Raw genomic sequence first — 13,228 nt, forward strand, 5'->3', positions numbered from 1 at the left:
GCGCGGCACTTCGGCGCGGCCAGCTTTTTCCTACCGGAGCCTGCATGAACGCGCCTGCCACCCTACCGACCGATTTTCTTGCTGCTGTCCAACGGCTGATTCCGGCGGAGCGGCGCTTCGATGATCCGCTCTCGACACTGGCCTTCGGTACCGATGCCAGTTTCTACCGCCTCGTTCCCAAACTGGTCATACGGGTCGAGTCCGAGGACGAGGTGGTGAGCCTGCTGAGGCTGGCGCATGATGCTCGGGTTCCGGTGACGTTCCGCGCGGCCGGCACCAGCCTTTCCGGCCAGGCAATCTCCGACTCTGTCCTGATCGTGCTCGGCGACAACTGGAATGGGCGCGAGATACGCAACGGTGGCGCGCAGATCCGCCTGCAGCCTGGTGTCATCGGTGCCAATGCCAACGCCGTCCTGGCGCCATTTCAGCGCAAGATCGGCCCCGACCCGGCCTCAATCAACGCAGCCAAGATCGGCGGCATCGTCGCCAACAATTCAAGCGGCATGTGCTGCGGAACAGCGCAGAACAGCTACAAGACCCTCGCCGGGTTGCGCCTGGTACTGGCCGATGGCACCGTTGTCGACAGCGAAGACCCAGCCAGCATCGAGGCCTTTCGGCAGACCCACGGCACATTGCTCGAAGGGCTCGCCGAACTCGGCCGCAGCACGCGCGCCAATAGCGAACTGGCGGCAAAGATCCGCCACAAGTACCGCCTGAAGAACACCACCGGTTTCTCGCTTAACGCCTTGACCGACTACGACGAGCCGCTCGACATCCTCAGTCACCTGATGGTCGGCTCCGAAGGCACGCTGGGCTTCATCAGCGCGGTGACTTACGACACCGTGCCGGACCACCCGCACAAGGCCAGCGCACTCGTCGTCTTTCCCGATGTGGAAACCTGCTGCCTCGCCGTGCCCGTGCTCAAGCAGCAGCCGGTTTCTGCAGTGGAATTGCTCGACCGCCGTAGCCTACGCTCGGTGGAAAACAAGGCCGGCATGCCGGAGTGGGTCAGGTCGCTGTCAACCGACGCCTGCGCCCTGCTGATTGAGTCGCGGGCGGCCAGCCAATCGCTGTTGCATGAGCAAATCAACCACATCATGACGTCGATTGCTCACTTTCCGGTCGAAAAGCAGGTCGACTTCAGCGAAGACCCGGTGGTGTACAACCAGCTGTGGAAGATACGCAAGGACACCTTCCCTGCCGTCGGCGCCGTGCGCCAGACCGGCACCACGGTCATCATCGAAGACGTAACCTTTCCCATTGATCGGCTGGCAGAGGGCGTCAATCGCCTCATTCAGCTGTTCGACAAGCATGCCTACAGCGAGGCGATCCTGTTCGGCCATGCCCTGGAAGGCAACCTGCATTTCGTCTTCACGCAGGGCTTCGATGATCCGCAACAAGTCGCACGCTACGAAGCCTTCATGCGAGAAGTCACCCAACTGGTTGCGGTGGAGTTCGGCGGCGCATTGAAAGCCGAGCACGGAACTGGCCGCAACATGGCGCCCTTCGTCGAACTGGAATGGGGCCACGAAGCCTACCAGCTGATGTGGCAAATCAAACGTCTGCTTGATCCGCAGGGCATCCTTAACCCCGACGTTGTGCTCAGCGAAGACCCACAGATCCACCTCAAGCACCTCAAGCCGATGCCGGCAGCCGACGAAATTGTCGACAAGTGCATCGAATGCGGATTCTGCGAGCCGGTATGCCCGTCCAACGGACTGACCCTGACACCGCGCCAGCGCATCGTGATCTGGCGCGACATCCAGGCAAAGAAGCGTGCCGGGATCGATACGATGGAGTTCGAGCGCCTGTACTATTACCACGGCGTCGAGACCTGCGCCGCCACCGGCCTCTGTGCCCAGCGCTGCCCGGTCGGCATCAATACGGGCGATCTGATCCGCAAGCTCCGCAGTCGAGACGCCAGCAGTACTCGAGCGGCAAACTGGCTCGCAGACCACTTTGGCACTGCCGTGCAAGGCACACGCTTCATGCTGCATGTGGCCAACGGTGCGCACCTGATGATGGGCACTCGCCTGTTGAGCAAAACGTCTGCAGCGCTAAGCAAAGCAAGCCAGGGCCGCGTACCCCAGTGGACCCCAGCGACCCCGCAGCCCCTGCAGCGTCTTCACCTACCCAAGCCATCAACTCAGGATGAGCGGCCGCGTGTTGTCTACCTGGCCGCGTGCGTGTCCCGTGCCATGGGCCCGGCAGCTCGTGACCAGGAGCAGGAACCGCTGCTCGAGGCCACCCGTACGCTGCTGGAGAAGGCCGGCTATCAGGTGATCTTTCCGGAAGACCTGAACAGCCTCTGCTGCGGCCAACCCTTCGCCTCCAAAGGCTACGCAGAACAGGCAGAGCGCAAGCGCCAGGAGACACTGGATGCGCTGCTCAAGGCCAGCCGCGGCGGTCTCGACCCGATCTATTGCGACACCAGCCCGTGCACGCTGCGACTGGTTCAGGAACTGGGCGATACACGCCTGCAGGTCTTCGACCCAGTGCGCTTTATCCGCACGCACCTGCTCGACAAGCTGGATTTCGCGCCGCAGGAAGAGCCGATCGCCATCCACGTGACCTGCAGCACTCAGCACCTCGGCGAAGCACAGGCACTGATTGACATCGCGCGCCGCTGCGCCAGGCAGGTGGTGGTACCCGAAGGCATCCACTGCTGCGGTTTCGCCGGCGACAAGGGATTCACCACGCCAGAGCTCAATGCCCATTCCCTGCGCAGCCTGCAAGACGCCGTACAGCTCTGCACAGAAGGAGTCTCCACCAGCCGCACCTGCGAAATCGGGCTGTCCCAGCATGGTGGAATCGACTATCACGGCCTTGTCTATCTGGTTAACCGAAACAGCCGAGCCAAAGCGGCCACAGCACCGTCAGGATCATTGGCGACGTGAACGGCGGTTCACCACAATGAAACGCTTCAGCGCAACCGCAGTCGGAAGTTAGGAGCCCAGTTTGTAAAAGAGGCTCATCCGCCTCGGCGCCGCCACGCAATTGCAAAACAGGCAGGCCCGCCGGGAAGTTAACTCCCTGGAGGACTTTATGAACAAATTTGCCCTAGTTGCCGCCGTAGCTTTGATCGCCAGCCCCGCCGTGTTCGCAGCGGACAAGAACCTCTGCCAACTGAACATGCAGGAAATCGAAGACAACATGGCTACCAACAAGGCCACGCTCGGCGAACCCGCTCGCAGCGAGGTCCAGGACCTGATCAAGCAAGCGCGCCAAGCACAGCAAGCTGGCGATGTCGAAAACTGCATCGTTCACACCACCCAGGCACTGCGCAGGCTGGAAGGCCCCGGCAGCTCCGGCTCCACCGGCACCAGCGGCACCGGCTCGGGCACCGGCAACTAAGACGCCCGAAGGCAAGGCCATAGTTCTTGGCCTTGCCAATTTTCTCCCAGCCCGCTTGAATACCGACGAACTGACCCAAACTAGAAAACAAGCGTTCGACGCGACCAGAGGTTGTGGCGTACACTGCGCAGCACATGAGGCTGCGACACGCTTCATGGGGCCGATTAGGATTCGACGCCGGTAACAAAACTCTAGGTGCATGCCGAGTTGGTAACAGAACTCGTAAATCCACTGTTGCAAACTTATAGTTGCCAACGACGACAACTACGAAGGGTACGCGCTAGCCGCCTAACCTTCATCTGGTCGCTTCGGCGCCAGCGGTCACTAGGGGATGCCTGTAAACCCGAAATGACTGTCAGATAGAACAGGATCGCCGCCAAGTTCGCTGCAGACGTAACGGCTAAAACTCATGCAGCTCGCTCCAAGCACCCTGCCAATCGGGCGGCGCGGAGTTAACTCAATAGATCTGGCTACGCATGTAGTACCGACAGTGGAGAGCTGGCGGACGGGGGTTCAAATCCCCCCGGCTCCACCATACAAGCCCCGAAACACGGGGCCTCTAGCGGAAAAGGTTGTTGAAAGTTGCTGTAAATGACCGTCCATGACCGGCCGTTTCAGCAACATTTCAGCAACCTTTTTTGTTTCCCCTCTCAGCCCGTCCGGGCAACCCAATCCCCCATCTCGATAAACCTGATCCGATACGCCTCACGCTCTGCCGAGGACATGAACTCCCAGGCGAAGTCCTCGGACTTAGGCCCGCCCTTGCACTGACTGTACCGATACCAGCCACCGACGCGCAGACCGGAGTACATGAGGTTGCGCTTGATGGCTCCGGTGCCAAGCACTTCGAGCATTTCGCGGAACAGCTCGTCGGCTTCGGCGCGGCTGACCTGCTGAGAGCAATAAAGCCAGTCGTGGGTCACGCCCGCCGCCCGATGGTCCAACCCGTCAAACAGTGGATCGACCAGCCAAGGAATGCTCGCCAGATCGGTGATAAACCAGCGCGGCACAGTGAACTCCCGGCCATCCCGGGCGCGATACCGGAACGGCTCCAGTAGCACCCACTCGCCCGGCTTGTACGCCCGCAGATCCAGCGCGCCAGAGAAATATGGCTCACTCATAGCATTCGACCCTCAGCTTGTGCGGTGCCGTCCGGGTATCCATCACGGCACGATAGGACGCACGGTCTACGGCGGGCTTGCCGCAGTAGTAGGAGGCGAGCGAGGCGGCGCAGCCTGGCAGGGTGAGCAGCAGGCAAGCGGCAACAATAATGCGGGTCATGCGAGGACTCCCCCGGCTTTCAAGTAATGAGCCAGCAGCGGCCCGATAGCGTGTTCGTGTTGGCCATACCCGGCGCCGGGCAAAGACGCCCAGCGGCTGCGGCATTTGTTGATGGCCTCGGCAATGCGCCCGGCCTTGATGTCGTCCAGCGCCCGGCATTCGCGGATCAGTTGCAGCGCGATCCGGTCTTGTGATTCCGGGCCGAAGTCCGGCAGGCCCAGCGTTCGCTTGTAGTGGTCGTAGTAGCGCGACAGGATCTGGTACCGGCCGGCTGCCGTGGACTTGATGCCGAGCTTTGGGAGCGGCACGAGCCGGCGCGGGTGATCGGCATAGCCGCTGAACAGCGCGCCTCCCACCACTACGTCATACCCTCGGTCTTTGGTTGGCTGGCGTCCGTTGTCTGTCCCTTCCGACCATGCGATCAGGTCCAGAAAGGCGAGCACGTTCTCGCCGCCAGCTTGGGCAGCTTTGAGTTGCGGCATGGGAAACTCCAGGCAATAAAAAACCCGCCGAAGCGGGTCTGTGTGTCGCGGATGGGTCAGATCGCCGATGCAGCCATGAACAGGCCGTCCACCTGCTCATCGGTCAGCCCGAGGTCGCCGGCCATGTAGGCGATCAGCGGCCAGTCGCGGCGAACCTCCTGCGCATACTCCCAGTCGATCCGGGCGCGCTCGCCTTCTACGCCGGGCATTGTTGCGATAGACGACTGGACGGCTTCGAGTAGGCCAGCATCGAGCAGCGCGATTCGGCATTGGCGCATGGTGACTGACTGCGGGATCTCAGGCGCAGGAGCGGGAACCACAACCCATCCCTGGACATATCGCCCACCATCCTCGCGGATCTCGCCGGGCTGCACTTGCTCACCGGCCGCTAGAGCTGGCTGCGCGTCGTACTCCAGCTCCGCATAACCCAGCTCGGCAACGTGATCGATGGTGATTTCGGGAGGGAAGCTGATTTCAGGATGTGCGGCCCGGATGGCTGAGCCGTTTGTGGCCGCCAACGTCTTTTTGTCTACGAACATGGTGACTCCTTAGATTTTGACTCTGCGGACTGGACGGACAGGCCCCGCGCCTCCCTTTGGGAGGTAACTCTGATACCCGTCGGTAAAGCGCTGGGCATGCGCACTACTGGAATTTAGAGCGGATTCTGTCGACGTCCAGTAGTAGGCGCCGGAACTGTTAAACGCCTCGGCTCCGCCCGCCTTGAATGCGGCGGCAGATGTTTGTGCGGGACTGCCAGCTGTGTACGCCGGGCCCACAGGCACGCTGTTTTCATTTTGCCCATGAGAGCCGCCGCCAGGGCGCGAGCCCGCAACGTTGGCTGACGTAGTCGGCTTTAAGTTTCGATACATCAGTTCGAGTTCGTCCCGCGCCGGCAGATACCAGTCCATGTATCCGCCGCCTGCGTAATCTAGGCAGTGTTTCGCTGCTGGGTGCGTGGGGAGATACACAGCGTTGCTGTTGGCTAGGCCGTCGTGATAGCTCTGCGTGCCGCTATCAGCGCCGCCTGTTGTGCTTTGCGCAAGCGAAGCCTCGCCGCTCTTAGGCGCGACTATTATCGCATAGTCGCCATCGCTGAGACGTATTAGTCCTGCGTAAAACCCGCCCTCGATTGGCGTCCCTGGGGCCATTGATTGCCAGTAGCTATCAACCGCCATCATCATTTTTTTTGCGGCGCTCAATTGGATGCCCCCTTACGCCCGAGCCACGCGGTTGCGTTCGAGGTGGAAAGGATGTACTCCACGATTTTGTTTGCTGCTGGCGTTGCTGGAGTTGTAGGCGCTAGCCATGTGATGCCGGCAAACCATGCCAGTGAGTAGGCAGTCGCGCCTTGGCGCACGCGCACCACGACAGTGAACGTCTCGCCGGATAGCGTAGGCGCATTGCTGAGCGCCAGCGTTGTATTCCCAGCCAGCGTCAGGTCGAACACGTCAGCCGCGGACAGATCGAGCGTGACGGTGCCGGTTGCAGTAGCGTTGGTGACCGTCTTGTCGATGTACTGCGCCATACTCGCGCGCGGGCCGCTCACTGTCTTGTTTGTAAGGGTTTCGGCCCCAGCTTGCGTGGCAACCCCTGCAGTGCGCAGCTGATCAAGAGTAACGACGCCGGCCTGTCCCGCAACGCTGATCACCGGCCCATCCGCAACGGAGGCCAGCGCATCGGCCACGGCCTGCGCGTCGGTTGCGACCTGCTGGGTGTTGCTGGCTACCTGTAGCGTGTTCGCTGCCACCTCATCAGCGCGGGCGACCACTGTTGCCGTGTTGCTGGTTACGGTCGCGGCATTGGCGGCAACCTCTGCGCGGTCGGCCTCTGCTGCAGCTTCGCTCGCGGCAGCAGCCTGGGCGCTCGCGTCGGCGTCGATGGCGCGTTGATCCACGAACGCAACCGAGGTGTTTGTCTCGGTAACCAGAGTCGGCAATGCTGCGGCGAAGTTATCCGCCTTGACCGCGAAGTCTGCCGGCGCATCCGAACGAATCGGCGGCGTCGGGATGGGTGTAATGATTGGCGCTGCCATTAGGTCAAGCCCTCAACAGTGATAGAGGCGTCCGAGACGGAAGGTCCGGAAATGGATATCTGGAAGTCGCGGTAGTAGCCGAACAGGAATGTGCTCTCGTAGCCCTCAGCACCGATCCAGACGACCGGCTGAGCGCGAAGGCTGGCGAGCAGGCGTTGAACCCGCCCGATCTGCGGTGTTTCCACCACAACGTCGAACTCAGCCCGCTTGCTGAATGAGCGCTCAACCACAACCGAATTACCGAAGGCGTCTGTTTCCTTACGGCTGTAGTCAGTGATGCCCACACCAGATCCGTAGACGGCAACGCCTAGCTCAGCCTGGCGCCCCATGACGAGGTGCCCGACTGAAGCGGTGTCGCTGGCGTTGTCGATCGTCACGGATAAGGTGGCGGTGCCGTAGGCCGGCAGATCCAGCAGCACGAAGTCTGTCTGTCTGCCGATTGGCGCGAAGAACCACTCGTACCAGTCGGAAACGCCGGCATCGACCAAGGAAATGGTGCGCTGATAGACAATGCCGTCCACCGGGTCGGTGAGCGTGACCGTTGCCGACCGGCCTAGCAGATTGAACAGCGCAACCGAGTTGATCACCGCGCCCGGCTGCAGCTCTACCGCGATGCTGCCCGCTTGTTCGGTGAGTGAGCCCACCCGGTCATCGAACATCCGCCAGCGGTTGGTTGCTCCGAGGTCCAGCCACTTCGGCGGGTTGCCGGTGTCGGTCTCCGGGTTGGCCCCGGTATGGGCGACGAGCGACTCGTAGTTCCGGTGGTTGTACATTGCCTTGTCGCCAGCCGCGTAGGCCGTTGCCGCGCTCCATGGCGGGTAGTCGTCTTCGGGCACGTTGCTACTGGTCAGGATGGCCGGCGTTATCTCCACCGGCTTGATTATCCTCATGCTGCGCCCCTCTCTTTAGGCAGGCCGTCGAAGTCCCAGCGCTCTAGGAACTCAACGCGCTTGGCTGTTTGCATGGTGTGTTTAGCGATTGACCGGAGCGCCGCGCTTTGGCCTTCGACGGTGCGTTGCAGGCTGGCTATTGCCGCAGTGGAGTCACCCCCGCCCAGCATCGCCGCAGTCTGCGAGGCGTTGTAGATGCGCGACGGGCCGGTGACTTCGAGTTCTGGACCGTTCTCGCCAACCAAACGCAAGCCGCCCGAGTGGAAGCCGCCTGCAGCGAAGCCCGGGATTTCCCCATTGGCCTTGGCTGCGTTCTTGATGGCCTGTTCAAGTTGATCCAGGCGGATCGCCCCGCTCGCTACCTCGCCCTGCCAGTACGCCAAGCCGGCCGCATCAGCCTCGCGCCCTAGGACGGAGCGATAAACCGAATCAGCCAGCGTCCCGACGTTCTGCGGCGTTGCGTTCTTGCCGGTGTCGCCGCCCATTGCAGCCAGTGCGGCTACGACAGACGTGTTCATCGCCTGGATGGCTTCGGCTACGCTGAGGATCGAGGAGTCAACACCGTTGAGTGCGTCGAGCTGCGCCTGAGCGAATGCCAGTTGCTGGTCAAGCTTCGAAAGCTGCGTCTCGTACTGCTTGAGTAGCTTTTCCTCGGCTGTCAGCTGCTTGCCGTTGACCTTCTCCAGCTCAGCTATCAGGTTGGCCGTGCGCCCCTGCTCCCGCTCGAATTGCTCAAGCGAGCCATAAAGAGCCGTGTCCAGTTCAGACGCGACGTTGAGCGCATCCTGAAGACCCGCAAAGCCAGCAAGTGACTGCCCCGCCCTCGCCGTAACCAGCGCGCTGTTGAGCGTCATCACTGCCTGAGCACGAAGCGACTTGACCGTCTCGTCCGAGGTGCCGCGCAACCGCCTGAGCGCTGCATCGAGCGAATTGCCGATGCCTGTCAGCGCATTGATGTTGTTAGCAGCCTTGCCGGCCGACGCCTGAAGCTCGCGCTGCTGGGCCGCTATGGACCGCTGAAGGGCTGCATATGACTTGTCGACCGCGCCCACGAGGAGCGCCGTCGCCTCTGCTGCCTTTTGCGCCGCCTGCTGCTCAACGATGCTGAAATACTGCGCAGCCTGGCCGCTCAGAGCCATCAGCGTGGCAAACATCTCCTGCCCGGCCTGTGTGGTCAGGTCGATATCTTCGACCATGGCCCGGTAGGCTTCGCGGGAGCCGGCCAGCTCTACGTCGGCGCTCTCAAAGGCCCGCTTGACCGAATCGATCGTGTCTTCGATCTTTTCGGCTTCGGTGAAGAACGCGCCGTAGTAGGTCTGCGAGTTGGCTGTCAAGGCATCCAGGCCGCCCGCTGCTGCAGACAGCGCCTCGGCCAGCTTGCCGCCTGCCACGCTCGCGTCGTACATGCCAACGTCGAGATAGCGCAATACTTCGTTGACGCCCAACAGGTTGTTGACGAACGCCTGCATGCCAGCCAGGTCGTAGTCCAGGCCGGTCGAGAAGACCTTGTTCAGCTCGGCATTCATGGCTTCGGCTGCTTCGCCGAACCACTCGCTGATCGCCTTTTGAATTTCCTCTTCGGTTTTGCCCTTCGTCGAGATCTGCTTGCGCGCGATTTGCAGGCCGTCAAGGGCGCCCTCTTCTACCGACAGGCTCAGCGACTCGAACAGCTGCGCCACGCCGGCCTCGGTGGCGTCGTAGGTCTGCTGCAAGGCGGCCAGGGTTTCGTCGTCAAGCGCCGAATAGCGGGTGCGCTTTTTGTCCGAACTGAACCAGCCGCCCTTTTTCTTTTGATACTCGAAGGACTGGCCGAGGAGGTCACCGTCTGTAGCCGAGAGCGCAATGCCGCCGTCCTTGGTTTCCCAGCCGCCGCCGAAAACCGAACTCATCAGGCCGCCGATGGTGGCAACCGGGATGCGCAGGGCCTTGGACAGGAAACTGCTATCGCCAAAAACCTTGGTGATACCGTTCTCGTAGGCGTTGATCACCTTCGCGCCGAGGCGGACACCGGCAAATTCGTCGTCGAAGTCCTTGGGCTTGAAATCGTAGCCGTCTGAGATCGCGCCGTAGCCCTTGATCGCCATGTACAGGCCGGCAATCGGGCCTGCGATCTGTGCAAAGCTGGATGCCAGGCTAGACAGGCTCGCGCTGGTGGCGACACTTCCGCCCGACGCATAGATGCCCGCATTGACGCCGAGCGAGTTGCCCGCCGCAGCGCCTGCTGCCTGAGCTGCTGCTGCGCTGGATGCTGCGCCGCCGCCAAACCAACCTGAGACCGTGCCCCACGCAGAGGACGCAAGGTTGCCGTAGTAGCTGCCTGCCCCCTGAAGCCCGCCCATGATGCCGCCAGACTGGTAGCCCGCCAGTGCAGCCGGGCCGACGCCTGTCAGGACGCTGTAGCCGGTCTGCGCGTACTGGAGCAGGTTGCCGAAGCTGAAGCCGCTGCTACCGCCAGAGCCGCCAAGCGAGGAAAGGATGCTGCCAGTGTTGCCGCTCCCGCCAATCCCCAGCGCCGCGCCGATCTGCATCACGATAGGCCGGGTGATGGCCATGTGAGCCAATTCCGCCAGCATCTGCTTGAACGCATTGGTCAGCGAGTCGCGGAACGATGAGAACCCGTCCCCGATGTTGCGCCAGGCATCAGCAAAGGCACTGTCGACGCGCTCCAGGGAGGATTCGGTCCATTGGGCCCATTCGGAGGTGGCGCGGGTGTTGTCGTCGTACTCTTTTTCAAGGAGCGCAACGCCTTCGGTGTATTCCTCAAGCGAGATGGCGCCCGCGTCCAGCTGATCCTTGAACAGCTTTTTCTCTGCGGTGAGGCGCTTGGTTGCGGCGCGCACCGGGTCTAGCCGGTCGCGCACAGATTCCAACTGATCGTCGAGCTTTTTTAATGCTTCCTTGGCCTTGTCCGACGCTTCATTCTGCTTGTCCCAGATCGGCTTGTTCAGGTCGGTATACAGGCCCTGAACGACCTTCTGGTATTGCTCGGTGGTGTAGGTGCCGTCCTTCAACGATTCGTCGGCTAGCTTGATCGCTGCGTCATAGTCAGCCTGAGCTTTAGCGGCTGGGTTGTACTTGTCGCGAAGCGCATCGATAGCCTTGATCCGTTCATCAAGCGCCTTATTGCCGGTCTTGATGCTGCCCGTCAGTTTTGCGTCCGCCTCCCTCTGGGCGTCTTGAGCCGCAGCGGTGGCAAGTATCTTTTGCCCTAGCTCGCTCTGGCGGTCGATCTGATTGTCGGTTAGGACCCGCTCGGCTGCCTGGACAGCCGTCTTGTCCCTCATACTGTTCAGCTGGGTTTCCAGCTGCTTCAGGTACTTCTCGCCCGCAGCCAGCCCTTCTAGGTTGGCGTTGTTATTCTCTTGCGTAGCGACGGTATTGGCGCGCGTCTCGCCAGTCAGTGCGGCAATGGTGTTTTTCAGGACCGTGACGACCTGGGCATTCTTGCCGGCCTGCCCCGCCTGGGTTTCCATCTGCGCGGTGGCGGAAACGATTTCAGCGCGCATCTCTTCAGAGGCGCCCGTTACATCAGCGAGGCGATTAGCAGCCTCCCCAATATCCGCTCCGTTCTTGATTGCGCGGAGGAAATTGTTCCACGCCTCGGTGCGTTCTTTCTGGCCGACGGTGAACTTGTTGCCCCACTTGTCCAGTTGGACGAAGTTAGCGCCAAGGTCTGATGTGGTCTCGTTCAGTGCAGACTGAAGCGTCCGCTGCGCCTCGGTCATCTCGTGCAGGCGGTTGTTTGCCTGAGCAAGGGTAAGCCCTTCGATCTCCTTCCTTAGCTCACCCATATCGCGGGCAAGCCCTTCTGTGGCTTTGCGGGCGTCATCGCTATTGTCGGAGTAGAGCAGCCAGCCAGCGGCGGCAGTGCCTACAAGCGCAGCGATACCAACCGGCCCGCCAAGCAAAGAGAGTGTGCCGCGCAGAACGTTGCTTGTGGCAGAGCCAACCGCGTTAACCGTTTTCTGTGCGGCCGCCTCTCTGGCGCTTGCCTCCGTCACTCCTAGCTTTGCCAGGCGCAACCGGCTCAGTGCTGCCGTATACGCATCTGTTCCCTTGGTTGCTGCGACCTGCTGCTGTGCCGCCAGGACCGTAGCCGCAGCGCGACGCGACTCTGCCTGCGCTGCAGCTAAAGAAGCGGCGGCGTTTGCTGAGTCAGCAGCAGTAGCCGCAGTGACAGCGGTAACGTAGCCGCGAACGGCATTGGCCCCATTTATGAACTTAAGCGCAAGGAAGCCCGCACCAAGGCCGCCGACCGTAGCCGCCAGTACGTCAAGATTGGTGACGATAAGGTTAATGCCGTCAGCGACTGCGCGCGCCGCCTCAACCATTCCCTCGCCTTCGAGAGCGCTTGATAGCTCCCGAATGGTCGGCAAAAGACTGACCGCAAGCTGTTGCCCCAAGCCATCCAGCGACAGCTTAGCGTCATCAGCAAACTGGCTAAATTCAGCAAGGCTCGCCAAATCAATCTGAGACAGTACCGCGCCCATCCGCTCGGCACGACCCCCCATCTGCTGGAATGCCGCGCCGCCGTTCTTCAGTAGCGGAATTAAAGCCGTGGCCTCATCCGCCATAGACTCCATATAGAAAGTCATTTCGGCCTGAGACAGGTTCGCTTTTTCCAAGCTGTCGTAAAACAGCTGCAGCGATTGCGGGCCGGATAGCTTTCGGAACTGCTCGGCAGTCACGCCGACGCGCGGCGCGATCTTCTCGAAGAAGTCCGCCATTTCCCCGCCGCCCGTGGTGAGGAAATCCCCCACGCGGTCGTTCACATCTTTCAGGATATCTGCGAGCTTATCTTGTTCGATGCCAACGGTGCGCGAACCCGCTGACATGCGCTGGAACTCAGTCGTGGTGGCGTTTGCCAGCTTGGCAAACGTCTCCATCTGGCGGGCGGAGCTGGCCGTTCTCGACGCGAGCGCGATGATGCCCGCTGCTGCCGCTCCTGCGGCCGCAGTGATTCCGGCAACGCTTGCACTCACTGCGTCTCCGCTGCGCCCCGCGCTGATCCCCATCCGATCAAAAGCCTTGTCCACCTCGGACAGCTGCTTGTCGATCTTGCCGCTGGCAGCAGCCACAGCCTTATCTGCAATGCCCAGTTCACGGCGCATCTGCTGGGTAGTCGCTTCCAAGCGGATCATCAAGCCAGCAACGTCTTGATCGGCCATGTCTACTTTCCTCTGGGCAAT

General features: G+C 61.4%; 10 protein-coding genes and 1 other RNA gene. 3 read left to right on the forward strand and 8 right to left on the reverse strand.

The genetic code is table 11. The features are described 5' to 3' along the window. The first annotated feature begins 44 nt into the window (after positions 1-44). From AC4LFW_RS13350 to ssrA, 3 genes are all read left to right on the forward strand, one after another. On the forward strand, positions 45-2,897 hold the full coding sequence (locus AC4LFW_RS13350) for an FAD-binding and (Fe-S)-binding domain-containing protein (RefSeq protein ID WP_491819587.1): 2,853 nt from the start codon (positions 45-47) through the stop codon (positions 2,895-2,897). A 148-nt stretch (positions 2,898-3,045) separates the two neighbouring features. After that, complete coding sequence (locus tag AC4LFW_RS13355; protein WP_491819588.1) at positions 3,046-3,354, forward strand: PA2433 domain-containing protein; 309 nt, start codon at positions 3,046-3,048, stop codon at positions 3,352-3,354. A 156-nt stretch (positions 3,355-3,510) separates the two neighbouring features. Next, positions 3,511-3,889, forward strand: a transfer-messenger RNA (tmRNA) gene (gene ssrA / locus AC4LFW_RS13360). A gap of 115 nt (positions 3,890-4,004) precedes the next feature. Here ssrA and AC4LFW_RS13365 read toward each other — a convergent pair. The 8 genes from AC4LFW_RS13365 to AC4LFW_RS13400 are packed head-to-tail and all read right to left on the reverse strand — an operon-like array spanning position 4,005 to position 13,207. After that, positions 4,005-4,475, reverse strand: coding sequence for a DUF1353 domain-containing protein (locus tag AC4LFW_RS13365; protein WP_491819589.1), 471 nt, complete (start codon positions 4,473-4,475; stop codon positions 4,005-4,007). Further along, a complete protein-coding gene (locus tag AC4LFW_RS13370) occupies positions 4,468-4,635 on the reverse strand; it encodes a hypothetical protein (RefSeq protein ID WP_491819590.1) in 168 nt (55 codons plus the stop codon). Before AC4LFW_RS13370 ends, AC4LFW_RS13365 begins: the two co-directional genes overlap by 8 nt. Further along, complete coding sequence (locus AC4LFW_RS13375) at positions 4,632-5,117, reverse strand: glycoside hydrolase family 24 protein (RefSeq protein ID WP_491819592.1); 486 nt, start codon at positions 5,115-5,117, stop codon at positions 4,632-4,634. The genes AC4LFW_RS13370 and AC4LFW_RS13375 overlap by 4 nt, the downstream gene beginning before the upstream one ends. A 56-nt stretch (positions 5,118-5,173) precedes the next feature. Then, the gene (locus AC4LFW_RS13380; RefSeq protein ID WP_491819593.1) at positions 5,174-5,656 is read right to left on the reverse strand and encodes a hypothetical protein; all 483 of its coding nucleotides are present in this window, start codon (positions 5,654-5,656) and stop codon (positions 5,174-5,176) included. Between the two features lie 9 nt (positions 5,657-5,665). Then, positions 5,666-6,298: an Lcl domain-containing protein gene (locus tag AC4LFW_RS13385; protein WP_491820224.1), complete on the reverse strand. Its 633-nt coding sequence runs from the start codon at positions 6,296-6,298 to the stop codon at positions 5,666-5,668. A 14-nt stretch (positions 6,299-6,312) separates the two neighbouring features. Next, a complete protein-coding gene (locus tag AC4LFW_RS13390; RefSeq protein WP_491819595.1) occupies positions 6,313-7,149 on the reverse strand; it encodes a hypothetical protein in 837 nt (278 codons plus the stop codon). Further along, on the reverse strand, positions 7,149-8,039 hold the full coding sequence (locus AC4LFW_RS13395; protein WP_491819596.1) for a hypothetical protein: 891 nt from the start codon (positions 8,037-8,039) through the stop codon (positions 7,149-7,151). The genes AC4LFW_RS13390 and AC4LFW_RS13395 overlap by 1 nt, the downstream gene beginning before the upstream one ends. Further along, entirely contained in the window at positions 8,036-13,207 is a 5,172-nt protein-coding gene (locus AC4LFW_RS13400) for a DUF4214 domain-containing protein (protein WP_491819597.1), read from the reverse strand. The genes AC4LFW_RS13395 and AC4LFW_RS13400 overlap by 4 nt, the downstream gene beginning before the upstream one ends. Positions 13,208-13,228: the final 21 nt, after the last annotated feature.

This window comes from Stutzerimonas sp. C6.4V (genome assembly GCF_058536345.1).

Bases quoted from the DNA above. Each gene is read 5' to 3' on its own strand.
- AC4LFW_RS13355 (WP_491819588.1), top strand. From the start codon at position 3,046: ATGAACAAATTTGCCCTAGTTGCCGCCGTAGCTTTGATCGCCAGCCCC.
- AC4LFW_RS13365 (WP_491819589.1), bottom strand. From the start codon at position 4,475: ATGAGTGAGCCATATTTCTCTGGCGCGCTGGATCTGCGGGCGTACAAG.
- AC4LFW_RS13400 (WP_491819597.1), bottom strand. From the start codon at position 13,207: ATGGCCGATCAAGACGTTGCTGGCTTGATGATCCGCTTGGAAGCGACT.
- AC4LFW_RS13385 (WP_491820224.1), bottom strand. From the start codon at position 6,298: ATGATGATGGCGGTTGATAGCTACTGGCAATCAATGGCCCCAGGGACG.
- AC4LFW_RS13390 (WP_491819595.1), bottom strand. From the start codon at position 7,149: ATGGCAGCGCCAATCATTACACCCATCCCGACGCCGCCGATTCGTTCG.
- AC4LFW_RS13380 (WP_491819593.1), bottom strand. From the start codon at position 5,656: ATGTTCGTAGACAAAAAGACGTTGGCGGCCACAAACGGCTCAGCCATC.
- AC4LFW_RS13375 (WP_491819592.1), bottom strand. From the start codon at position 5,117: ATGCCGCAACTCAAAGCTGCCCAAGCTGGCGGCGAGAACGTGCTCGCC.
- AC4LFW_RS13395 (WP_491819596.1), bottom strand. From the start codon at position 8,039: ATGAGGATAATCAAGCCGGTGGAGATAACGCCGGCCATCCTGACCAGT.
- AC4LFW_RS13350 (WP_491819587.1), top strand. From the start codon at position 45: ATGAACGCGCCTGCCACCCTACCGACCGATTTTCTTGCTGCTGTCCAA.
- AC4LFW_RS13370 (WP_491819590.1), bottom strand. From the start codon at position 4,635: ATGACCCGCATTATTGTTGCCGCTTGCCTGCTGCTCACCCTGCCAGGC.